The 23,224-nt window shown below is 70.4% G+C and carries 16 protein-coding genes and 5 pseudogenes; 15 read left to right on the top strand and 6 right to left on the bottom strand.

Annotated features, from left to right (window positions below):
* Positions 1-304: pseudogene (locus ACYVLT_RS25845) on the bottom strand (helix-turn-helix domain-containing protein); the annotation flags it as partial.
* Between the two features lie 203 nt (positions 305-507).
* Here ACYVLT_RS25845 and ACYVLT_RS25850 point away from each other — a divergent pair.
* Positions 508-2,064 (top strand): DUF5605 domain-containing protein, encoded by a 1,557-nt coding sequence (locus tag ACYVLT_RS25850; RefSeq protein WP_461122801.1) that lies wholly within the window; start codon positions 508-510, stop codon positions 2,062-2,064.
* A gap of 72 nt (positions 2,065-2,136) precedes the next feature.
* On the opposite strand, the gene ACYVLT_RS25855 is transcribed toward ACYVLT_RS25850, so the two are convergent.
* Entirely contained in the window at positions 2,137-2,421 is a 285-nt protein-coding gene (locus ACYVLT_RS25855) for a hypothetical protein (protein ID WP_461122802.1), read from the bottom strand.
* A gap of 324 nt (positions 2,422-2,745) precedes the next feature.
* Between ACYVLT_RS25855 and ACYVLT_RS25860 the strand changes: the two genes are divergently transcribed.
* Together ACYVLT_RS25860 and ACYVLT_RS25865 are read left to right on the top strand one after the other, a co-directional pair.
* Positions 2,746-2,895, top strand: coding sequence for a hypothetical protein (locus ACYVLT_RS25860; RefSeq protein WP_461122803.1), 150 nt, complete (start codon positions 2,746-2,748; stop codon positions 2,893-2,895).
* 108 nt (positions 2,896-3,003) lie between these two features.
* Positions 3,004-5,688 (top strand): RICIN domain-containing protein, encoded by a 2,685-nt coding sequence (locus tag ACYVLT_RS25865; protein ID WP_461122804.1) that lies wholly within the window; start codon positions 3,004-3,006, stop codon positions 5,686-5,688.
* A 210-nt stretch (positions 5,689-5,898) separates the two neighbouring features.
* Here the strand turns inward: ACYVLT_RS25865 and ACYVLT_RS25870 are convergent, their stop codons facing one another.
* Entirely contained in the window at positions 5,899-6,321 is a 423-nt protein-coding gene (locus ACYVLT_RS25870) for an integrase core domain-containing protein (protein WP_461122805.1), read from the bottom strand.
* A gap of 589 nt (positions 6,322-6,910) precedes the next feature.
* Complete coding sequence (locus ACYVLT_RS25875) at positions 6,911-7,387, bottom strand: hypothetical protein (protein WP_461122806.1); 477 nt, start codon at positions 7,385-7,387, stop codon at positions 6,911-6,913.
* A 274-nt stretch (positions 7,388-7,661) separates the two neighbouring features.
* On the opposite strand from ACYVLT_RS25875, the gene ACYVLT_RS25880 reads away from it, so the two are divergent.
* Positions 7,662-9,860 (top strand): ATP-binding protein, encoded by a 2,199-nt coding sequence (locus tag ACYVLT_RS25880; RefSeq protein WP_461122807.1) that lies wholly within the window; start codon positions 7,662-7,664, stop codon positions 9,858-9,860.
* Between the two features lie 60 nt (positions 9,861-9,920).
* Here ACYVLT_RS25880 and ACYVLT_RS25885 read toward each other — a convergent pair.
* Positions 9,921-9,992, bottom strand: a pseudogene (locus ACYVLT_RS25885) (hypothetical protein); the annotation flags it as partial.
* 667 nt (positions 9,993-10,659) lie between these two features.
* Here ACYVLT_RS25885 and ACYVLT_RS25890 point away from each other — a divergent pair.
* The 10 genes and pseudogenes from ACYVLT_RS25890 (at position 10,660) to ACYVLT_RS25935 (ending at position 21,472) form a co-directional block, all read left to right on the top strand.
* The gene (locus tag ACYVLT_RS25890; RefSeq protein WP_461122808.1) at positions 10,660-11,994 is read left to right on the top strand and encodes an MSMEG_0569 family flavin-dependent oxidoreductase; all 1,335 of its coding nucleotides are present in this window, start codon (positions 10,660-10,662) and stop codon (positions 11,992-11,994) included.
* Between the two features lie 13 nt (positions 11,995-12,007).
* The gene (locus tag ACYVLT_RS25895) at positions 12,008-12,823 is read left to right on the top strand and encodes an amidohydrolase family protein (RefSeq protein WP_461122809.1); all 816 of its coding nucleotides are present in this window, start codon (positions 12,008-12,010) and stop codon (positions 12,821-12,823) included.
* Positions 12,824-12,835: 12 nt separating this feature from the next.
* Positions 12,836-13,348, top strand: a complete 513-nt coding sequence (locus ACYVLT_RS25900) for an MSMEG_0572/Sll0783 family nitrogen starvation response protein (RefSeq protein WP_461122810.1) — start codon at positions 12,836-12,838, stop codon at positions 13,346-13,348.
* A gap of 10 nt (positions 13,349-13,358) precedes the next feature.
* On the top strand, positions 13,359-14,432 hold the full coding sequence (locus ACYVLT_RS25905; protein ID WP_461122811.1) for an MSMEG_0568 family radical SAM protein: 1,074 nt from the start codon (positions 13,359-13,361) through the stop codon (positions 14,430-14,432).
* Positions 14,429-15,835 (top strand): MSMEG_0567/sll0787 family protein, encoded by a 1,407-nt coding sequence (locus ACYVLT_RS25910; RefSeq protein ID WP_461122812.1) that lies wholly within the window; start codon positions 14,429-14,431, stop codon positions 15,833-15,835. Before ACYVLT_RS25905 ends, ACYVLT_RS25910 begins: the two co-directional genes overlap by 4 nt.
* A complete protein-coding gene (locus ACYVLT_RS25915; RefSeq protein ID WP_461122813.1) occupies positions 15,832-16,677 on the top strand; it encodes a carbon-nitrogen hydrolase family protein in 846 nt (281 codons plus the stop codon). Before ACYVLT_RS25910 ends, ACYVLT_RS25915 begins: the two co-directional genes overlap by 4 nt.
* Before the next feature lie 7 nt (positions 16,678-16,684).
* Entirely contained in the window at positions 16,685-17,509 is an 825-nt protein-coding gene (locus ACYVLT_RS25920; protein ID WP_461122814.1) for a carbon-nitrogen hydrolase family protein, read from the top strand.
* A complete protein-coding gene (locus tag ACYVLT_RS25925; protein WP_461122815.1) occupies positions 17,506-18,579 on the top strand; it encodes an MSMEG_0565 family glycosyltransferase in 1,074 nt (357 codons plus the stop codon). The genes ACYVLT_RS25920 and ACYVLT_RS25925 overlap by 4 nt, the downstream gene beginning before the upstream one ends.
* 379 nt (positions 18,580-18,958) lie before the next feature.
* Positions 18,959-19,192, top strand: a pseudogene (locus tag ACYVLT_RS25930) (nSTAND1 domain-containing NTPase); the annotation flags it as partial.
* A gap of 48 nt (positions 19,193-19,240) precedes the next feature.
* Positions 19,241-21,472: a WD40 repeat domain-containing protein gene (locus tag ACYVLT_RS25935; RefSeq protein ID WP_461122863.1), complete on the top strand. Its 2,232-nt coding sequence runs from the start codon at positions 19,241-19,243 to the stop codon at positions 21,470-21,472.
* Positions 21,473-21,719: 247 nt separating this feature from the next.
* Here ACYVLT_RS25935 and ACYVLT_RS25940 read toward each other — a convergent pair.
* Positions 21,720-22,869 (bottom strand): annotated as a pseudogene (locus ACYVLT_RS25940) (IS3 family transposase).
* 81 nt (positions 22,870-22,950) lie between these two features.
* Here ACYVLT_RS25940 and ACYVLT_RS25945 point away from each other — a divergent pair.
* A pseudogene (locus tag ACYVLT_RS25945) lies at positions 22,951-23,187 on the top strand (IS630 family transposase); the annotation flags it as partial.
* Positions 23,188-23,224 lie beyond the last annotated feature (37 nt).

The following is a 23,224-nucleotide window of genomic DNA, read 5'->3' on the forward strand; positions in this document are numbered from 1 at the left end:
GGATCGCGTAGGCCAGGCGGGCGGCGCGTTCACCCGCGGCGTGGAGGTCGTCGGCCAGGCCGGCGAGCAGGTCCACCGCTTCACGGACATAGCGTCAGGCGGTGCTGAGGGAGATGCCGAACCCGGCGGCGAGGCGGGCGTGGGTATCGCCGTTACGCAGGTGCGCGAGCACGAGCAACGCCTGACGACCAGGGTCAAGTCGCCGCCAACGAGACCGACGCCGAGTCCGCTCCGCGCGGATCAGGTCGCCCAGGCGGACGAGGGTGTGGTTGGACAGCGGAATCGCGGCAGGGTAAGACAGCACGACGAGGCTCCCGGTTGGGGCATCGGATCTTGGTCGACTGCTGTCTTACCGGGAGCCTCGCCCACCGCTCCCCACTGCTCAGCTCGCGCCGTGACCTGCGACGTCACGATGAAAATGGCTCACTGGTCAACCCCTCGTCCGAGAGCGTCAGGTCGCGCGGTTCGAATACTGTGCGATAACGCCGCGACGACAGGAGGCTACGTGTGACACACCCACGTCCGTCCTACGACAGCGCTGACCTCACGGGAGGCACAGCCCTCTTGCGTCACGGTGAACGATGCGCTCGTTGGGACGTGTTCGAGATCGAGATCGACGGGCCGTCACACGGCAATCCGTTCGTCGACGTGGACCTCGGCGCGACGTTCAGCGACGGGGACCGGGAGCTGCGCGTCGGCGGCTTCTACGACGGCGAGGGAACGTACCGGATCCGGTTCATGCCGGACAGCGAGGGTGCCTGGACGTTCGTCACGTCCTCGACAGCGCGCTCTCTCGACCGCCTCTCCGGCCGGTTCATGTGCACTCCGGCCGCGGACGGGCGTCACGGTCCGGTGCGGGTCGCCGACGGGCACCACTTCGCTCACGCCGACGGCACGCGGTACGTGCCGTTGGGGACCACCGCCTATGCGTGGACGCACCAGCCGGAACGGCTGCGGGCCGCGACCCGGCGCACCCTGGCGGCGGCCACGTTCACCAAGGTGCGGATGTGCCTGCTGCCGAAGTGGTACGTGTACAACACCGATGAGCCCGAGTTGTACCCGTTCCCTGGCTCCGTCGAGGCCGGTTGGGACACGACCCGGTTCGACCCCCGGTTCTTCCGGCGGTTCGAGGACGAGGTGCGTGTGCTGCGGGAGCTGGGGATCGAGGCGGACGTCATCCTCTTCCACCCCTACGACCGCTGGGGTTTCAGCGATCTGGGCCGTGACGTCGACAACCGGCTGACGCGGTACGCGGTGAGGCGGCTGTCGGCGCTGTCGAACGTGTGGTGGTCGATGGCGAACGAGTACGACATGGTGCGGACCAAGACCGACGAGGACTGGGAACGCCTGGCCGGCATCGTCGCCGAGGAGGACACCGTCGGCCACCTGAACTCCATCCACAACTGTGGCCCGTTCTACGACTACGCGAAGCCGTGGATCACCCACTGCAGCATCCAACGCGTCGACGTGTACCGCACCGCGGAGAACACCGACGCATGGCGGGAGCAGTGGGGCAAGCCCGTCGTGGTCGACGAGTGCGCCTACGAGGGCGACATCGAGCCGGGCTGGGGCAACATCACCGGCGAAGAGCTGGTGCGGCGCTGCTGGGAAGGCGCGGTCCGCGGCGGGTACGTCCAACACGGCGAGACCTACCTCAACGACGCCGAGGAACTGTGGTGGTCGAAGGGCGGCCGACTCGTCGGGACCAGCCCCGAGCGCATCGGGTTCCTGCACGACATCATCCGCGAGTCCCCCACCGGCGTGCTCGACCCCCTCGACTCCGACTGGGACGCACCGCGCGGCGGAGTCCGGGGCGAGTACGAACTCGTCTACTTCGGCTTCAACCGCCCGCGGTTCCGCAACGTCAGCCTGCCCACGAACGGGACGTTCGCGATCGATGTGATCGACACCTGGGCCATGACGGTGCACCGCGTCGCCGAGTCCACGGGCACCACCCTGCGCGTGGAACTGCCCGCCCGCCCGTACATGGCGATCCGCCTGACCCGTCTGGACTCTGTTCCGACAAATCGGTCACTGTCCGACGGGCCGGTCACGAGGTCCTGACAGCCGACCCCGGTCCGCAAGGGTTCGCACTTCAGTCCAATACCACAGCACGCCGCAGAGCAGGGACGGCATTTACCAATGGTCGACTTCGCCTTGATCGTCCTCCGGTGGGACCTCTGACATGGCTTCGACCTCCGACCCGCCGGCTCCCGAGACGAGCGGCGGGGTGATCACCATCGCCAGGCTCGCCCAGTTGGCGGGCGTCTCGGCGGCGACGGTGTCCAAGGTGGTCAATGGGCACACCGAGGCGCGCTGTGGTTCACCGTGTTCACCGAGCGGTTCACCGCGTTTCTGGACCGCGTGGCACGCCAGGCGGGCCGGAAGGTCCACGTCGTCGCCGACCGGGTCGAGCTTCACCTGGTGCCCGGCTACAGCCCCGAGCCCAACCCGGACGAGTTGCCCAACGCCGACCTCAGAACGCAACGTCAACGCCTCCCGCACCCACAACGTCGACCACCTCGCCCACGAGACCCGACGCTTCCTGCACCGCCGCCAACGCCGACCGCACATCGTCCGCGGCTACATCCGGGCCCCGCACGTCCGCTACGCCATCATGTAGGCAGCTCAATACTTTCTGCTCAAAATAATTAGCACTGGTCGCAACGACCGGCCGCTTTCCAACCTGTGAGGGCTCCGTTACAGTCTGTGCCTGGGAACGCTCCCAGCTCCGAAGGGGTCACCGTGCCAAGGTTGTCGCGCGTGCTCGCCGCCAACGTCGCCGTCACCAACAACGGGGCGCCGGTCGCCACCTGGACCTACATCGGCAGCCAGCAGATCACGTCCGGCTCGAACCACCGACCGATGCCCTGCCCCGCGGGCACGAGCCGGTAGACGAGTCCGTAGTGGACCTATCCAGTTCGGCGGCCCCGGCGGTAGTGACGATGGGTCCGATGATCGGTGTATCCCCGTAGACGCGACACCCGCGAAAGGGGTTTCTTGATGCGTCAGAACAGCCCTCGCACGCTATTCCAGCGCTTCGTCCGCGCAGCGCTGGCCGGCGCAACGCTCCTCGCGGCCATCGGCACGGTACAACCCGCCGCCGCAGAACAGCCGGCCGCCGCAGGACAACCGGCCGTCACGGCCGCGGCTGCCGCGGCCGCGGCAGCCGGCGCCGCCGCGATCGCCTCGGTCGACCTTGCCGGGACGTGGAGCTTCACCCCAGCGGGCCGGGGGGCGACCTCGATCACCGTGCCCGGCGGCGGCTGGTACAAGCAGGGCTTCACCGACGTGAACGAGGCGGTGTACTCGCGCAGCATCACCGTGCCCGACTCGGGTCAGCCGCAGTCGACGTGGATCGAGTTCGGGGCGGTCAACCACCAGGCGACGCTGTCGGTCGACGGCCGGGTGGTGGCGACGCAGACCACGGCGTTCACGCCGTCGAATTTCGACATCACCGCCTACGCGGCCCCCGGTAGCACCCACACGATCAGCGTCGCCGTGAAGGGCCGCGGAGCGCTGAAGGCATCCAACGGCCGGTACCTGGTGCCCGACGCCGCCGACTGGTCCGAGGCGGTACCGCAGGGGATCTTCCGATCCGCGTTCCTGCAGGTATACCCGGCGGTGTACGTCAGCGACACATTCGTGCGTACGTCGGTGGCGAACAAGACGTTGAGCTACGACGTGTCGGTGCGCAACACCTCGGGCAGTTCCCGGTCGGTGACGTTGACCGGGTCGCTGTCGTCCATCAACGGCACGGCTTTCAGCTACCCGGAACTGCCCAGCCGTACGGTCACCGTGGCGGCCAACTCGACCGTGACCGTGACCGTCGGGCCGGTCGCGTGGAACCTCGACAGCACCTCGTACTGGTGGCCCAACGTGCCATACCGGTCGGGGTACCGGGCGCAGCTGCACCGGCTGACGGTGCATGCCGTCGCCGACGGGCGCACCAGCGACGCCACGTACCGGTTCGGGTTCCGGGAGGCCACCCAGAACGGTGACTACTACTACCTCAACGGCGTGCGCGTGAACTTCCGCGGCGACAACCTCCAGGGTGCCAACTATGACCGGATCAACAACGGCGGCAAGGGCGACGCCTACGACACCCTGCCCGGCTTCCTGCCCCCGTCGCCCGGCAACGGCGGCTGGCCGCAGGCGGTGGACAACTACCAGCGGCTGAACTTCAACGTGGTGCGCATCCACCAGGAGCCCGCGAGCCCGTACATGTTGGATGTCGCCGACGAGATGGGCCTGATGATCATCGGCGAGACCGCGATCCGCGGCTCCTCCGGCAAGCAGGATTGGATCGCCGGGCACGACAACATGGTCAACCACGCCCGTGCGCTGGTCCTGCGCGACCGCAACCACCCCGCGGTCATCCGCTGGAGCCAGGCCAACGAATCGAACCAGAGCGGCCAGGATTCCGAACAGTTCGAGAAGGACCTGTACGCGGCGATGAACGGCGCCGATGGCACCCGGCCGATCATTGTCGAGGTGGGTGTCGACGGGAATCTCAACGCGTATCCCGGGATGACGTACGCCAACTTCGCGGTGATCCCGCACTACGTCGACGGCTTCGGCAAGTACGGGGAGGGCCTGAAGACCGTGAATGGGCGCCCCGACGGCGAGGGCGAGTACATCTGGCCGGCATGCAGCACCAAGCAGGGCTTCGAGTGGTTCGCCACGGCAACCCTGGCCAAGCGCGGCAAGAACGCCACCGACCTGCGTCCGTACACGCTGCTGTCCGCTTGGGCCGGCGTCGTGCCCGGAGTGCGGACCACCGACTTCGTCACGGAGGAGGGCGGTCGCCCTGTCTACGGCGCGGACAACCTCCCGGACCCCTGGAGCAACCCGCAGTTCCAGCGCGTGCAGGCGGCGTTCAACCCGGTGGCCGCGGTCGACCTCCCCTACTGGTCGGCCTCCGGCGTCTCGGACTCCAACGGCACCTTCCCCCTGCCGCAGGCCGTGCCCAACTACGCCCGGAACGCCACGGTCACCCGCAACATCACCGTCTTCAACGACGACTTCGCCGACACCTCGGTGGGCTTCACCTGGACGGCGCGGCTCGACGCGCCGGACGGCGCGGTCGTCGCGTCCGGAAGCACGACCCTGACCGTCCCGCTCGGCTCGCGGGTCACCCAGCCGGTGTCCTTCACCACCCCGGCCACCGGCAACCGCGTGTACCTGCAGCTGTCGACCACGAAGTCCGGTAGGCCCGTCTTCACCGACGCGGTGGAGTACTTCAACCTCGGCGGAAGCGGCGGAGACGGACCCGCACCGGGCAACTACCGCATCGTCAACCGCAACAGCGGCAAGCCGCTCGCCGTCGCGGGCAACTCCACCGCGGACGGTGCCAAGGTGGTCCAGCAGAGTGGCACCGGCACCTGGACCGTCGCCACGACCTCCGACGGCTCCTACACCCTCCGGTACGTCCCGAGCGGAAAGGTGCTCGACGTCAACGCCAACAGCAGCACGGCTGGGCTGCAACTGCAGCAGTGGACGGCCAACGGCGGCACCAACCAGATGTGGTACCTGCGGTCCACCGGCAACGGCTACTACACCATCGTCAGCCACGACAGCGGACTGGTGGCGGACGTCTACGGTGCGGCGACGAACGACGGGGCGCAGGTCGTGCAGTGGACCGCCAACGGCGGGCCCAACCAGCAGTGGCAACTGATCCGGGCCTGACCGGACGACCCGGTTCTCGCCTGCTGCCGCGGCGTCGACCGCTACCCCTGGCCGCTCGGCCCTGCGGCCAGGGGTAGCAGCGGGATGTCGACTCCGAACGTCGGCAAGCGACCACCACCGAGCACCTTGTCTCCACTCCCATCGGCACGGGCCGGCAGACCACCGCAGTGAACGCATCGAACCGCCTCGCTCGCGAGCGGTAGGCGCTCGTCAGCAACCGTCGGCCGGCGGCACCTCGTGGGCTCGGTGTGGGCGGCGGTGGTTGTAGTGAGCCGCGCATCGGTTGAGCACTGACTTGAGGTGGTGCTCGTTGATGACGAGCAGTCGGTCGGTGGCTTCGCCTCGGACGGTGCCGACGAACCGTTCGGCATAGCAGTTCGCCCGCGGGCAGCGTGGCGGAATCTTCACGACCTCGATGCCGGAGTCGGTGAGGACGGCGTCGAACGAGGGGTGAACTGGCCGGCTCGGTCTCGGATGAGGAGCCGGAAGTGATCGGCCCTGTCGTCGAGGTCCATGAGTAGGTGGAAGAAGTCGCAGGCCGACATGCTCGTGGCCTGGGCACGCAGGACCGTCGCCACGAGGTGTCGGTGTCACGCTTGGGCGCGGGGGGTATGCGTAGGCGCTTGAGTCCACGGCGAACCGTGGACGCGGCTACCCGGTGCCCTGGTTTGAGCAGCTCGCCCTGGATCCCGCAGTAGCCCCAGCCGGTGTTCTCCCGCGCCATCCGCTCGACCAACGCCACCACGGTGTCGTCGACCGGCGGGCGCCCGGGCCGACTCGGATAGGTCCACTTCTTCGCGACCAGGCGCCGGTGCTACCGCAGGACGGTGTCCGGTGTCACCAACCGGCGCGGGCGCAGCAGCCGAGGGAGTTGCCGCACGAGCGCGGCGAGCACCGCGCGAATCGGCCGACTCCAACCGGGGACGAGGATTCGTCCGTCGCAGCACGGCGACCTCATGCCGCAGCACCAACAGCTCGGCGTCCTTCACTGCGGAGGACCGGCCGAGCAGAACCAGCCAACCGACGAGCCGACCGAAGATCAGGTACAGCAGTCGTAACGCCACGTCTCACGATCATGCTCCTGCGGTTCGTGCTACGCGATCCCCGTAGCTCAGCGGTCCAGCGCAGAGTTCTGACACCCCACAGGATGGAGCGGCTGGCTGAACCCGTCGGTACGTTCCGGTGAGTGATGGGCGGGCGGCGCGGGCGAGGAGGAGCGGTTTCACCGCAATGCCGCTGTCACCTCGTCGCTCAGGATTTCGAGCAGGCTCGTGCGGTCGGGTAGAGCGGCCAGGGGGATGAGGGTCGACCAGTGGTCGCGGACCGTGAGCTCGATCATCAGCGCGGTGATCTTCCCCGGGTCGACCAGGCAGTCCAGACCGGCCAGCACCCTTGCCGTGTACGCGGGATCGGCTATCGATTGCGTCAGGCTCTCCGCGCAGTCGACCTCGCCCTGCTCGACGCGCAGGCGGACGAGCTCCGCCATGGCTTCGGCCTGATGTGCGTGTTCGGTATCCCGCTCGCCAACAGTGCCCACCAACGCGACCTCGACGCCCTCACCAACGCCCAGGACCGCACCGAACGCCTCGCCGCCGAACACCACCACCTCACCAGGCGCATCGACGGACTGCGCAACGAGGTCGAGCTGCGCGACCGCCAACCCGCACAGGTCCGTGAGCGAGAACGACCCGAACGGCACACCGAACTGGTGTGCACAGGTAAGTACGGGAACATCCGTACCGGGCTGCGGACGTTGACCGGTACGCCGACAGCCGGTGGTGTCCGTCTTTCTTCGGAGCGAGTTCGAACGGTCGGGTGAACTTCGCAGGGACCGGCCGGCATCCGGTGGTCACGGTGCGACGCTGCGACTCGCCGACCAGCGACCAGGCCGAGGGGGTGTTCAAAGGGTGGTGACGCCCGAGGCTCCGCAGTCCCACAAGCCCGACGCCTCCCACACCGCACACGAACTTGAAGTGCGCAACACGGCATCAGGTGGCGCGGGCGGCGTAGTGCAGGCCGGGGTGGTCCACGGTGACGTGCACCTGCACGCGGCACCCCCTCCACCGACGCAGGTGATACCGCGTCAACTGCCCGCCGCGCCGGCGCTGTTCGCCGGACGGGCAGCGGACCTGGCCGAGTTGGACCGCGCCCTGACGACCACCGCCCCACCCGACAGAGCTGACGTCGCCGTGCCGGGACCGGCCCGCGCCGAGCTGCCCGTCGCGGGCACGACGGTGATGGTCTCGGCGATCGGAGGGGCCGGAGGGATCGGCAAGACCTGGCTGGCACTGGCCTGGGCGCACCGCCACCTGGACCGGTTCACCGACGGACAGCTGTTCGTGGACCTGCGCGGGTTCAGCCCTGCGGGCGAGCCGATGTCGTCCGGGGTGGCGGTGCGCGGGTTCCTCGACGCCCTGGGCGTCGATCCTTGCCGCATCCCGACCGACCCGGACGCGCAGGCCGCGTTGTACCGGAGCCTGGTCGCGGGCAGGCGGATGCTGATCGTGCTGGACAACGCCGCCACCGCCGACCAGGTAGTGCCGCTGCTGCCGGGCAGCCCGACCTGCACCGTGCTGGTCACCGGCCGCCGAAAACTGGTCTCGCTGATCGACCGGCACGGCGCCCGCCACCTGACCCTGGGCGTGCTGGCCCACGCCGAGGCTCATGCCCTGCTGGCCCGGCGCCTGGGCACCGACCGCGTCGCCGCCGAGCCCGACGCCGTCAACGATCTGGTCGACCTGTGCGGTGGCTACCCGCTGGCTCTGTCGATCACGGCGCGCAACGCCTCCACCCACCCCGGCATCGCGCTGGCCGAGATCGCCGCCGAGCTGCGCAAGCTGGGCCTGGAGACGCTCGACCACGACACCGACCCCGTCGCCAGCCTGTCCGCCGTGCTGTCCTGGTCCCTGCGCCCGCTCACCGACGAACAACGCACCGTGTTCGGGCTGCTGGGCATCGCACCCGGCCCCGACACCACTCTGCCCGCCGCAGCCTGCCTCACCGACCTGCCACCGGCCCGCGCACGCAGGGCGCTATCGGCGCTGGAGGAGGCGTCCCTGCTCGAACGGCGGCCGCACGGCCGGTACGCGATGCACGACCTGGTCCGCGCCTACGCAGCCACCACCGCCCGTGGTTGGCCCGACGACGTACGGGAGGTGGCCCTGGTGCGGGTGGGGGACTTCCACCTGCACACCGCGCACGCCGCTGACCGCCTCCTGTTCCCCCACCGCGAACTTCTGCGGCCCGACCCACCCGCGCCCGGCGTCCACCCACACCCGCTGCCCGACGCCGCAACCGCGATGGCCTGGTTGGAGGCCGAGCACGCCACCCTGCTGGCCACCCAGCGCGCCGCGGTCGCCCTCGGCCGCCACCATGTTGTCTGGCACCTCGCCTGGGTCCTGGAAACCTTCCATGTCCGGCGGGGGCACCGGCGCGACGCACTCGCCACGTGGCGGGCCGCGCTGGACGTCGTCGCACACCTGCCTGACCCCGCCACCCGCAGCCGCGCTCACCGGTTCCTCGGCCGCGCGTGCTCACTGCTGGGCTTACACGAAAAGGCCGCCGGGCACTTGAACCGGGCGCTCGACCTGGCCGTGCGCCACCACGACCCCACCGAAGGAGCACACGCACACCATGAGCTCGCGGTCGCCTTGGAACGGCTGAGCGACGACCGGCGGGCCCTGGACCACGCCCGACACGCCCTCGACCTCCACCGCACCCTCGACCAACCGGTGCAGGAAGCCAACGTGCTCAACTCGGTCGGCTGGCTCGCCGCCCGCCTGGGCGAGTTCGACACCGCCCGCGACCACTGCGGCGCCGCCCTCACCCTGCACCGACACCACCGCAACCCCGACGGCGAGGCTGCCACCCTGGACAGCCTCGGGTTCATCGCCCACCGCACCGGCGACCACCATCAAGCCATCGGCCACTACCACCAAGCACTCACGTTGTTCCGTACCCTTGGCAACGCCTACGACGTCGCGGAAACCCTCGGTAACCTCGGCCACCCCCATGCCTCCCTCGGCCAACACGACCGGGCACGGGCGGTGTGGTGGGAGGCACTGGAGCTGTACCGGGAACAAGGCCGCGACACCGAAGCCCAACATCTCCAACGGCAACTCGACGACCTCGACCTGAACCGCCCGGGGTTCGATGGAAACTCGTTCAGTTGACTGCTCCAGCCGGGGTCGGCTGGTGTCGACGGTGGTAGACGGCCTCGGCTTCGCGGGCGCCAGGTGACCGATGCTGCTGTGCAGCCGCCGGTTGTTGTACCGGTCGATGTACTCCAGGGTGGCGTATTCGACCTGGTCAAGGGTGCGTCAGGGGCCCTTGCCGATTGATCGGTTCGGTCTTGTGGAGCCCGATGGCCGACTCGGCCAGGGCATTGTCGCAGGCATCGCCGACGGAGCCGATCGAGGCGTCGATCCCGGCTGCGAGGAGGTGGTCGGTGAAGGCCGGAGACGTGTGTTGCGGGAGGACACGTCGATCACGAACGCGGCGTAGACGGTGCCCGACCGGGTCGGCACGTAGGTGAAGTCCGCCACCCACAAGGCGTCCGGCCTCCCGGTGGTGAAGTCCCGGTCGACCGGGTCGGCGGCCTCGTGCATCAGCTCACGCACGGCGTAGTGGGTCAGCAGCTGATCCGGCTGATCACCACGATCACCGATCCCGACCACGCCGCCGCGGCCGAACTGGCCGCGCTCTACCGGCAGCGATGGAAGTTCGAGCACCCTGGACGAGATCGAGACCCCTCAGATGTGAGATGTGGCTGCGGCGACCACCCCAACAGAGCAACTGGTTCACGACTACGGTGGGTGCGCGCAAGGTAACGTTATGGCGTTCCGGATGAAACACGTTCGACATCGGCCGTCGCTGTACTTCAACCGTCGAACCGCACCCCGCCGGCGCGGTGCGAACTCTTCGAGAACCCTGGTCCGACGCGGTATCCGCGCTGTCCGAAGGGATCGAACAGTGGTCGAGCACGACGAACTGGACGGCGTGCACCTGCCCGTGGTGGTGGTGGGTGGTGGGCAGGCCGGGTTGTCCATGAGCCATCGGTTGGGTGAGCGCGGCGTCGAGCACGTGGTGTTGGAGAAGAACACCGCGGGCGGCGAGTGGAGTTCCCGGCGGTGGGACTCGTTCTGTCTCGTGACACCCAACTGGCAGTGCCGGTTGCCGGGGTTCCCGTACTCCGGTGACGACCCGGACGGGTTCATGGGGCGCGAGGAGGTCGTGGCCTACATCCGTGACTACGTTCGCTCGTTCGGACCACCACTGCGCGAAGGTGTCGCGGTCACCCGGCTTCGACGCACCGACAAGGGATTCCAGCTCACCACGACGAGCGGTGTGCTCACGGCGGACCAGGTCGTCCTGGCCACCGGGCCGTACCAGGTGCCGCGCATTCCCCGCCTGGCGGAACGGATGCCGGAAACCGTCGTGCAAGTGCACTCCTCGGCCTACCGCAGCCCCGAACAGCTGCCCGACGGCGAAGTGCTGGTCGTGGGCAGCGGGCAGTCCGGCGCACAGATCGCCGAAGACCTGTACCTGGCCGGTCGCCGGGTGCACCTCGCGGTCGGTTCGGCGCCGCGGGTCGCCCGCTCCTACCGGGGTCGGGACGTGGTCGCGTGGTTGGACGAGATGGGCTACTACCGGCGCGGGATCGAGGAGTTCGACGACTCGGACGCGATTCGGTTCCGGGTCAACCACTACGTCACGGGGCGCGACGGCGGGCGTGACATCGACTTGCGGGCGTTCGCCCGGAACGGGATGCGGTTGCACGGCAGGCTCGTCGGGGTCACCAGGGGTGTGCTGCGGTTCGCCGACGACCTCAAGGCCAGCCTCGACAACGCCGACGCGGTGTCCGAGGGCATCAAGGACACCATCGACGCGCACATAGCTCGACAAGGTATCGACGCTCCACAAGAGACTCGTTACAAACCGGTGTGGGTGCCGCCCGTTGGTCCCGGAGAAGTCGACGCAGCAACGCTTTCCGCCGTCGTCTGGGCCACCGGCTTCGGCACCGATCACCGATGGATCGAGGTGCCGGTCTTCGACGGCCGCGGCTACCCGACGCACGTGCGCGGTGCGACCAGCTGCCCCGGCCTGTACTTCCTGGGCCTGCCCTGGCAGCACACGTGGGGCTCGGGCCGGTTCTGCGGTGTCGGCGACGACGCCGAGCACCTGGCCCGCGAGATCACCCGGCCGCGGGTGGCGCCGTCGCCCGCCGAGGTCCGCTGGATCGCGGGCACCCGCACCGACACCTGGCCCCGTGATGACGACTGGACCGCGCCGCGCACCGTGGCCTGACCCGGAGGTGACCATGGTCTTCGACGCGCACCGACACCTCGGCGTGCTGCCCGCGCACCCGTTCTACGGAGGGCCGGCCGTGCGCCCCGACCGCAACTCCCGCGCCACCATCGCCGAGCTGATCGCCGACCTCGACGCGGAAGGCACCGAACGCGCGCTGGTGATACCCAACTACGGCGTGCCCGATCCGGCGATCGCGTTCTCCTTCAACGAGTTGTGCGTGGAGGCGGCGAGCGTGGACGACCGGATCAGGGCCGGGCTGTGGGTGTCACCGCTGAGCCGCGACGCGGACCGCACCGAAGAGGCGTTGCACCTGGCGGGCGAGCCGGGGGTCCGGGCGCTGAAGCTGAGCTTCCTGCTCGGCGGCAGGCCCACCGACCCGGCGTGCCGCCCCGGCCTGGACCGGATCTTCGCGGTGGCGGCCGAGCACGACCTGGTGGTGCACGTGCACACCTCGCCCGGAGCCGCGTCCGACGTCGACGAGGTCGGTCACCTCGTCGACTGGTACGGCGACCACGTCGCCGTGCACCTGGTGCACTTCGGCGGCGGCGCGAGCGGACACATCAAGCTGGCCGGCTCGCGCTTCTTCGACTGGATCGACCGGGGCAAGCGCGTCTACACCGACCTGTCGTGGGCGATCGGCTTCGCGCCGCGCTGGCTCGCCGACGAGATCGACAAGCGCGGCACGGGGCACGACCGCGTGTTGTTCGCCAGCGACGAGCCGTGGGGCGACCACCCCGGTGAGTGCGCCCGCCTGCGCGCGGCGGTCGGGGACGGCGAGCTCGCCGACCTCGTCTTCCGCGGCACGTTCGAAGAACTCTACGGCTGACAAGGAGTCGAGATGGCCGACCTGACCGAACTCGAGAAGCAGAGCCTCGACGAGATCCCCCACCCGTCGCTGCCCGAGGGCTCGTCCCTCTACGGCGGGACCAAGGTGTTCCCCGACTACCAAGCCGAGCCGGGAGAGGTGTACTTCACCCTCGTCCACGGCATCGCGCACGAGTCGTCGGTGAGCTTCGTGGCGATCCTGCAGGCGACCCGCGCGCTGCGCAAGGGCTTCGAGTCGGCGATCTACTTCTACGGACCCGGTTCGCTGAACTGCCTGGCCACCCGGGGGTTCCCGACCACGGGTAACGCGGCTTTCCCCGGTGAGCTGAACATCAACGACCAGCTCAAGACGTTCATCGCCGAGGGTGGCAAGGTGTTCTGCTGCCGGTTCGGCCTGTCGCTGCACGGCGCGCGGGAGGAAGACCTCATCGAGGGCGTCATCCCCACGCACCCGCTGGACGTGCAGGACGCGTTGATCCACTACGCGCGCAAGGGCGCGATCATCAACTCCACCTACATGTTCTAGGAGGTTCGTCGTGCGCGTTGGCACCGAGAACGACGTGATCACGGCGAGGGTCGGCATCGCCGTGCAAGGCGTGCGGGTGGACGCGCCCGTGCGACGGCCGCAGGGCGCGGGGCCCAGCGACGACGGGCACGTCCTGGTCGACGGTGCCAACGCAGCACTGCCCCGCAACCCCGACAGCCCCTACGAGGTGCGGGACGGCAGGATCTGGCACGGCGCGGTGGACACCGGGTTGTCGCTGACGGTGGTGCGCCGGCCGAAGTTCTACGACCTGGCGACCGCCGACGGCGTGCCGTACGAGCAGATCGCCCGGTTGCACGGCAAGGACGTGCTGGCGACGACCATCGTGCAGACGTGCGTCCGGTACGTGGAGGACCAGCGGTGCCGGTTCTGCACGATCGAAGAGTCGTTGCGGTCGGGTGCGACGGTCGCGGCCAAGACACCCGCGCAGTTGGCCGAGGTAGCGTCGGCGGCCGTCCGGCTCGACGGCGTCCGGCAGATGGTGATCACGACCGGGACGACCTCCGGTCCCGACCGCGGTGCCCGCAACCTGGTGCGCGCTGTCCGGGCGGTGCTGGAGGCCGTGCCGGGGCTGCCGATCCAGGTGCAGATCGAGCCGCCGGGCGATCTGGACGTGCTCGCCGAGTTGCGGGCGGCGGGTGCGACGGCGATCGGCATCCACGTCGAGTCGTTGGACGACGAGGTGCGACGGCGGTGGATGCCCGGCAAGTCGACCGTGCCACTGTCGGAGTACTGGGCGGCGTGGGACGAGGCGGTGCGGGTGTTCGGGTGGAACAAGGTGTCCACCTACCTGCTGATTGGTCTGGGCGAGGACGCCGATTCGATCGTCGCGGGCGCGGCGTCGTTGATACAGCGGGGCGTGTACCCGTTCGCGGTGCCGTTCCGGCCGATGGTGGGCACGTTGGCGCGGCGGGACGGCGTGGCGGGGCCGTCGATCGAACTGGTCGCCGAGGTGACGTCGCGGATCGCCGGGCTGCTGCGTGCGGCCGGAATGACCGGTGCTGCCCAGGAGGCCGGGTGCGCGGCGTGTGGCGCGTGCGGGGTGTTGCAGGCGGTGGGCGGATGATCGCCTTCGACGGCACGCCCCGGGCGACCTCCGAGGTCGTCGCGTTGCTCGGTGAGCGGCCCGTGCGGCCGGAGTTCCGGATCGAGCAGGCGGACGACGTCGTGCCTTACCGGGAGCTGCGCGGGCGCGTGTTCGTGGACGAGCAGGGGCTGTTCTCCGGAACCGACCTGGACGCGCACGACGAGGATCCGCGCACGGTCGTGCTGGTGGCGCGGGACGGGGACGGCCGGGTGCTGGGCGGGGTGCGGTTGCACCCCGCCCGGATCGACGGGCCGGACGTCGGCTGGTGGCAGGGCGGGCGACTGGTGGTGGACCCGGCCAGTCGCGGCACGAGCGGGATCGGGCCCGCCCTCGTGCGGGCGGCGTGCGCCCGCGCGGAGGCCGCCGGGGCGTTGCGGTTCGACGCGACCGTGCAGGCGCGCAACGAGGTGCTGTTCACCAGGTTGGGGTGGACACGGGTCCGGGACGTCGTCGTGTCCGGGCGTGCGCACGTGTTGATGCGGTGGCCGATCGGTCGCATCGCCGCGCTGGTCGCCGCCACCAAGCGCGACCTCGGGCGCCTGCTGCGCGGGCTGGACCCCGGCGGGGCCGGTTTCGTCGGTGACGACGGCGCTCCCGTGCCCGGCAGCGATCTGGTGGCGGCGTGCGACGCGATCGTGCCCTCGATGGTGGAGCGCTCACCCGAGTGGGCCGGGTGGTGCTCGGTGCTGGTGAACCTCAACGACCTGGCCGCGATGGGCGCGGAACCGGTCGGGTTGTTGGACACGATCGGTGCGCGGGACGTGTCCTTCGCGTCCAGGATCCTCGGTGGACTGCGGATGGCGTGCACCGCCTACGGTGTGCCGGTCCTGGGTGGGCACACGCAGTTCGGCGTGCCCGCCGCGCTGTCGGTCACGGCGCTGGGGCGGACCGCGCACCCGGTGCCCGCCGGTGGTGGGAAGCCGGGGCACCGGGTCCGGCTCACCGCCGATCTGGGTGGTGGTTGGCGGGCCGGTTATCAAGGTCGCCAGTGGGACTCGACGTCCACCCGCCGCACGTCCGAACTGCGCGCGATGCTCGGCTCGGTGGCCGTCGCGCGACCGAAAGCCGCCAAGGACGTGTCCATGGCCGGTGTGGTGGGCACGCTCGGAATGCTCGCCGAGGCCAGTGGCTGCGCCGCCGTGCTCGACGTGGCGGCGGTGCCGCGGCCGGCCGCGGCGAGCGCGGGTGACTGGCTCACCTGCTTCCCCGGCTTCGCCATGCTCACCGCCGACGAACCGGACGCCCCCGCTCCACCCGCCGGCCCGGCGCACAGCGCGGTGTGCGGCGAACTGGTCGCCGGACGCGGTGTCGTGCTGCGCTGGCCGGACGGAGACGTCACCGAAGCTGTCACGGACGCCGTGACGGGAATGGGGATCGCATGAGCGTCCTGCGCGTGGCCGCCGCGGCGGCGCCGTTCGACCGCGACCTGGAAGCGGATTTCGGCCGGGTGGCCGAGCTGGTCGACGACGCGAAGTCGGCCGGCGTCGGCCTGCTGGCGTTGCCGGAGGCGTGTCTGGGCGGCTACCTGTCCACTTTGGATGGAAGTGCGGAGGGTCCGCCCGCGTTGGCGTTGGACGGTCCGGAGATCGGCCGGCTGGCGGCGCTGGCCGGCGACCTGGTCGTCACCGCCGGGTACTGCGAACTGGCCGACGGCGTGCGCTACAACAGCGTCGTCTGCGTGAACGGTGACGGCGTCCTGGGCAACCACCGCAAGGTGCACCAGCCGTTGAACGAGAACGCCAGCTACGGCGCGGGCGACGGCTTCGCCGCGTTCGACACGCCGGTCGGCCGGCTGGGCATGATGATCTGCTACGACAAGGCCTTCCCCGAGTCGGCCCGCGCCCTGGCGCTGGACGGCGCGGAGATCGTGGTGTGCGCGTCGGCATGGCCGGCCAGCCGCACGAACCCCGCCGCCGACCTGGCGCAGGACCGGTGGACCCGCCGGTTCGACCTGTTCGACCGGGCGCGGGCGTTGGAGAACCAGGTCGTGTGGGTGTCGTCGAACCAGTCCGGGCAGTTCGGCTCGCTGCGGTTCGTGGCCTGCGCCAAGGTGGTCGACCCCGGCGGTGAGGTGCTGGCGACCACCGGGGTCGCGGCGGGGGTGGCGGTGGCGGAGATCGACGTGGCGGCGGCGTTGGAGTCGGCCCGCCGGTCGATGGGGCACCTGCGGGACCGCCGACCGGAGGCCTACCAGCCGCCGGCCGCCGACCTCGCACGGGCATGATGCACGCGTGAGCACCCTCCGCATCGGGGCCGCGGCGGCGGCGTTCGGCCGCGACCTCGACTTCGACCTGCGCCGCATCGGCACCCTCGTCGACCACGCCCGCCGGTCCGGCGTCGGCCTGCTGGTGCTGCCCGACGCCGCGCTCGGCGGCTACCTCGCCGACCTGCGGCACCCCGACCCCGACGCGCTGCCGCCGGCGTTGGATCCGGACGGTCCGCTCATCGGGGAGGTCGCGCGGATGGCGGCGGAGATGGTGGTGTGCGTGGGGTACTGCGAGGCGGACGACGACGACCGGTACAACAGCGCGGTGTGCGTCAACGGTGACGGGGTGCTCGGCAGGCACCGGAAGGTGCACCAGCCCGCGGGCGAGTCCATCGCCTACCGGGCCGGGGACGAGTTCACCGCGTTCGACACCCCCGTGGGCCGGCTCGGGATGCTCATCGACTACGACAAGACGTTCCCGGAGGCGGCCCGGTCGTTGGCACTGGACGGGGCGGAGATCCTGGCGTGCCTGTCCGCGTGGCCCACCAGCATCACCAACCGCGCGCCGCGGATGGCGCAGGACCGGCAGTCCCGGCTGTTCGACCTGTACGACTGCGCGCGGGCGGCGGAGAACCAGGTCGTGCTGGCGTCGTCCAACCAGACCGGCGCGTTGGGCGGGATGAAGTTCCTCGGGCAGGCCAAGGTGGTCGGTCCGGGTGGTGAGGTGCTGGCGCGCACGTGGTCCAAGGCCGGGATCGCGGTGGCGGAGATCGATCCGACGGCCGAGATCGCCAAGGCGCGGCGGGTCCTGAGCCACCTGGCCGAGCGGAAACCGGCGGCGTACGCGTGAAGGTCGCGCTGCTGACCTACTCGTCCAAGCCGCGCGGCGGGGTGGTGCACACCCTGGCGTTGGCGGAGGCGTTGGCTTCCGCCGGCGCGGACGTCACGGTGTGGACGTTGGGGCGCGGTGGGGACACCGGGTTCTTCCGGCCGGTGGACCGGCGGGTGGCGGTGCGGGTGGTGCCGTTCCCGGAGGTCGAGGGTGAGGGGGTCGGCGCGCGGATCCTGCGGTCTATCGCGGTGCTGCGGGAGGCGTTCGACCCGTCCGGGTTCGACGTCGTGCACGCGCAGGACTGCATCAGCGCCAACGCGGTGGACTTGTGCGTGCGGACGGTGCACCACATCGACCACTTCACGACACCGGAGCTGGCGGCTTGCCACGAGCGGGCGATCACCTCGCCGGTCGCGCACGTGTGCGTGTCCAGGGCGGTGGCGGGGGAGTTGGCGGACGGGTGGGGTGTCGCGGCCGAGGTGATCCCCAACGGGGTGGACGCGGCACGGTTCGCCGGTGCAGAGCGGCGTGGGTGGGAGCACTTGGGGCGTTACGTGCTCGCGGTGGGTGGGATCGAGCCGCGCAAGGGGTCGATCGAGCTGCTGGATGCTTGTGCCTTGTTGCGGGCTCGACACCCCGATGTGCGGTTGGTGGTGGCGGGTGGGGAGACGTTGTTCGACTACCGCGACTACCGTGCTCGCTGGGAGGAACGGGCGCGCGAGTTGGAGGTGGAGCCGGTCGTGCTCGGGCCGGTGGACCACGATGCTCTGCCGTCGTTGGTGGCCTCGGCGGCGGTGTTCGCCTTCCCCTCCACGAAGGAGGGGTTCGGGCTGGCGGCGATGGAGGCGTTGGCCGCCGGTGTGCCGTTGGTGGCGCGTGACCTGCCGGTGCTGCGGGAGGTGTTCGACGGCGCCGCGCGTTTCGCCGTCACGCCGGCGCAGTTCGCGGCGGCGATGGCCGAGGCTTTGGTCGACGGTGGTGCGTTCACCGAGGCCGGCAGGGCGCTGGCGGACCGCCACACGTGGGGCCAGGCCGCCCAACGCCACCTGGCGTTCTACCGATCATTGTTCGACCGGGGTGTTCTATAGGCCCGGGTTCCGGGTTGACGACCCCGCGGTCCGCCTCCTCGACGTGCTGTTCACCGCGTCCTGAGCCTTGGCCCGTCATCAGGGCGCAAACCGACCATGATCATCAATGTTGAGCCTGGTGTCTCAGCAGGTGCCATAGAGTTGATCACGCAATGAGCGCCGGATCCGCTCGAGCATGGGCACCCGCGCCGAGCTGGGCTCCACGGCCACGGAGCCCAGCTCGGTTCACCCGCAGTCCGTCACCAGGTGAACCACTCCCAGGGACCCACCTCGGTGAGCCGGGCGCGCAGGCTCGCGTGGTAGGTCCCGGTGTAGTCGAGCTGCACCGACACGTAGAGGCCGAGTTCGACGGAGTAGAGCCAGGACGAGTGGCCGCTGCCGGGCCGCGCACGCGGAACTGGCCACGATCGCCGACTCCGCGACGGTCACCCGCGTGCTGGACCGGCTGGCCGCCGACCGGCTGGTGGTGATCGGCGAGGAGAGCGTCGAGGTCTCGCACGAGGCGCTGATCCGCGCCTGGCCCCGGTTGCGGCGCTGGCTGACCGACGACCGCGACGGCATCGTGGTGCACCGCCGGATCACCGAGGCGACCCGCACCTGGCAGGCCGCGGGCCGGGACCCGGACCTGCTCTACCGCGCCGCCCAGCTCGACCAGGCCCGGATGTGGGCCGAGCAGCCGCACCGCGCCGCGACCCTCAACGCCGACGAACGCGAGTTCCTCGACGTGGCGATCCGCCTGCGCGACCAGCAGGTCCGGGCGCGGCGACGGCGGGCCGCGCGGCTGCGGGTCGTGACCGCGGCGGTGGTGACACTGCTGGCCGTGGCCACCGTGATCACCGTCCTCCAGCGCAACGACGCCCGCGAAGCGCACCGGATCGCGGTGGCGCGCCAGCTCGTCGCCGAGGCGACCGCGTCGCGCGAGGTCGATCCGCTGCGCGCCGCCCAGCTCAGCCTGGCCGCGTGGCGCATCGCCCCGGACGTCCCGGCCACCCGCGACAGCCTGCTCAGCACCCAGGCGACCGCCCTGCCCGCCCGGCTGGCCGGCCACGTCGGCGAGGTCCGGGACGTCGAGTTCAGCCCCGACGGCCGGGTCATGGCCACCGCCGGCGACGGCGGTGCCGTGCGGCTGTGGGACGCCGCGACCCGCACGCCCCTGGGCGAGACGCTCACCGGCCACACCGACATGGTCAACGGTGCGGCGTTCAGCCCGGACGGGACCACGCTGGTGACCGCGTCCACCGACGGCGCGCTGCGCTTCTGGGACGTCGCCGGTCGCCGACCGGTCGGCGGCCCGCTCACCGGCCACACGGGCGTCGTCACCGGAGTGGCGTTCACCCCGGACGGCCGCCTGGTGCTCAGCGGCGGCGCCGACGGCACCCTGCGGGTCTGGGACGCCACCACCCGGCAACCGCTCGGCGCCCCGCTGACCGGACACGACGGGGCGATCACCGCCGTCACCACCAACCCCGCCGGCACCCTGGCCGCCACCGCCGGCAACGACAAGGCGGTGCGGCTGTGGGACCTCGCCACCCTCGCCCCGGTCGGGAACCCCCTGACCGGGCACACCAACGTCACCTACGGCGTCGCGTTCAGCCCGGACGGCCGCCTCCTGGCCACGACCAGCGGCGACAAGGCGGTGCGGCTGTGGGACGTCGCGACCCGCGCCCCGGTCGGCGACCCCCTCACCGGGCACACCAACGTCACTCACGGCGTCGCGTTCAGCCCCGACGGGAGCACCCTGGCCAGCAGCGGCTGGGACAAGACGGTCCGCCTGTGGGACGTGGCCACCAGACGGCCGCTCGGCACCCCGCTCACCGGCTCGACCAGCAGCGTCCTGAACGTCTCCTTCACCCCCGACGGCACCGCGCTCGCCGGCGGCGACTCGGACGGCAACGCGCTCGTGTGGTCGCTGCGGACCACCGTGCTGCCCGCCCACACCGACGCCGTCTACGGCGTGGCGCCCAGTCCCGACGGCTCGCTCCTCGGCACCGCCTCCGACGACCGGACCGCACGCTTGTGGGAGCTCCCGGGCCACCGACCGGTCGGCACCCCGCTCGCCGGCCACACCGCCGAGGTCCGCGCCCTGGCGTTCAGCCCGACCGGCGGGCTCCTGGCGACCGGCGGCTGGGACGGCACCCTCCGCCTGTGGGACCCGACGACCCACACCCAGGTGGGAACCCCGCTCGCCGGCCACACCGGCTGGGTCCGCGGCGTGACCTTCAACCCCGACGGGACCCTGATCGCCACCGCCGGCATGGACACCACGGTCCGCCTGTGGGACCCGACGACCCACACCCAGCTCGGCGCTCCGCTCACCGGCCACACCAACTCCGTCACCGGTGTCGCCTTCAGCCCCGACGGCCGCACCCTGGCCACCGCCGCCCACGACAAGACCGTGCGCCTGTGGGACGTGCGGACCCGCACCCCGCTTGGCGAGCCGCTGACGGGCCACACCAGCGTGGTGCGTGATGTCGTGTTCAGCCCGGACGGCACCAAGCTGGCCAGTGTGGGCGACGACAAGACCGTCCGCCTCTGGGACACAGCCACCCGCGCCCAGACGACCGTCCTCTTGGGGCACACGGGTGAAGTCCTCAAGGCCGCCTTCAGCCCGGACGGCCGCCACCTCGCCACCACCGGCCTGGACAAGACGACCCGCCTGTGGGAGCTGGAAACCCGCTCGATGACGACGTTCAGCGCGACCTCCGGCCTGGCCGGCGTGGCGTTCACCCCCGACGGCCTGGTGACTGGTGGCGTGACCGGCAACGTCCTGCGCTGGAGCACCGACGTGACCCGGGCCGCGGCCCTGGTCTGCGCCGCGACCAGCGCCAACCTCACCGACGAGGAGTGGCGGCGGTACGCGCCGTCCTGGCCGAACCAGCACCTGTGCCCGTGAACCTCAGGTGCCCTTGCGCAACGCCGCCGTGACGTCACCGCCCGAGGTCAGCGGCGGGTCCAGCTCCCGGCCAGCCGACCGCGTGCACATCGACCACAGCCTCCACCAGGTCCGCACACGCCTCGACCGCGTCGCGTGCGATGGACTGGGCACGCCCTGTTGGTCGAGGTGACGGGCGATGCCCGCGCCCGCGTCCCCTGATCTCGGATGATCCTCACCCCGTTGCGCGGAGTCGGGTTACTGGAGTTCAGGCTACTGGAGCGATCCTGGCGTGTAGGAGTTCGTACTCAATCGGGGTGAGCATCCCGAGTGCGGTGTGGCGTCGGCGGCGGTTGTGGAACATCTCGAGGTACTCGAACAGGGCGTTGGCCGACTCGAGGCGGGCTCGCCACCGCTGACGGTCGAGCAGCTCGGTCTGCACTCGTCCCCAGAACGATTCGATCATGGCATTATCGAAGCAATCGCCGATCAAGCCATCGACGGTAGAAGCCCGGATTCCTTGTCACGCCTGGTGAAAGTCCATGATATGAACTGGACGCCGTGATCCGAGTGGATCACTGTGTTCGACAGCGGGGACCGGTTCGAGATGGCCATGCCGAGCGCGTTCGTCGCCAAGGCGGCGGTCTGACCGGAGTCGATCGACCAGCCGACGACGCGGCGGGAGTGCACGTCGAGCACGACCGCGCAGTACACCTTGCCTTCACGGGTGGGGTGTTCGGTGATGTCGGTGACCCACAACTGATTCGGTGCGGTTCGGACGAAGTCTCGGTCGACCAGGTCCACCGCGGTGGGCGTGTCATGTTTCGGCCGTGGTCTGCGCCGGTGGGGCAGACCCTTGATCCCGCTGCGGCGCATGAGAAGCCCGACCGTGTTGTGCCCGACGACGATCCCGCGGCCGAGGGTGAGCTCGGCATGCACCCGCGGAGCGCCGTAGACCTGGAACGACTCGACGTGGATCTCGCGGATCAGATCGGTCAACCACGCCTGGCGGACCGCCCGCGGCGACGGCGCGCGGCCTCGCCAGTCGTGGTAGCCGGACGCGGACACTCCGAGCCCTCGGCAGGCCGGCTGGAGCGCCCGCCCTTCCGAGGCGATCACCGTGACCGCCTCGTAGCGTCTTTTGGGGTGCTGCTCTCCTTGAGCAGTTCGGCGGCACGGCGGTGGACGGCGACCTCGGCCTCGAGTTCGGTGATCCGACGACGCGCGGCGACCAGTTCGGCGTTGTCGGCGCTGGTCGTCCCGGGTAGTTGCCCTGTATCGACGAGCTCCTGGCGGCGCCAGGTGTAGATCACCTGCTCGCTGATGTCGAGATCCGCCGCGACCTGCGCGACACGGCGACCGGACGCGACCAGGTCGAGCACCTTGCGACGGAACTCGGATGGGTACCTCTTGGGCATCGCGGGTTGTCCTCCGGGCTACTGAGACGAGTGATCATCCAGTAACCCGACTCCGTACAACCAGGGGAGGATCAGGCTCGCGAAACACCCCGCCTCATGTTGGTCGAGGGCGCGAAATACAGCCCGCAGGGCAATCCCGTCGAACGCGTGTGGACCGGCCTCAAACACTGGACCGCCAATACCGCACCCGCCACCATGGACGATCGCGTCCGCCAGACCCACGCCTACTTTCGCGACCGCACCAACCGCCAGATGGTCACCACCGCCGCACCCTGGACGTCACCCTGGCTCCCCGAAGGTTACGGACAAGACTTCTGATCGGGTGCTTAGCTGCCGGCTACCGACGCACGACGGC

Source organism: Saccharothrix stipae, assembly GCF_054781895.1.

Coding starts and splice junctions, on each gene's coding strand:
- ACYVLT_RS25900 (WP_461122810.1), top strand. CDS start 12,836: ATGGCCGACCTGACCGAACTCGAGAAGCAGAGCCTCGACGAGATCCCC.
- ACYVLT_RS25895 (WP_461122809.1), top strand. CDS start 12,008: ATGGTCTTCGACGCGCACCGACACCTCGGCGTGCTGCCCGCGCACCCG.
- ACYVLT_RS25935 (WP_461122863.1), top strand. CDS start 19,241: ATGTGGGCCGAGCAGCCGCACCGCGCCGCGACCCTCAACGCCGACGAA.
- ACYVLT_RS25910 (WP_461122812.1), top strand. CDS start 14,429: ATGATCGCCTTCGACGGCACGCCCCGGGCGACCTCCGAGGTCGTCGCG.
- ACYVLT_RS25915 (WP_461122813.1), top strand. CDS start 15,832: ATGAGCGTCCTGCGCGTGGCCGCCGCGGCGGCGCCGTTCGACCGCGAC.
- ACYVLT_RS25865 (WP_461122804.1), top strand. CDS start 3,004: ATGCGTCAGAACAGCCCTCGCACGCTATTCCAGCGCTTCGTCCGCGCA.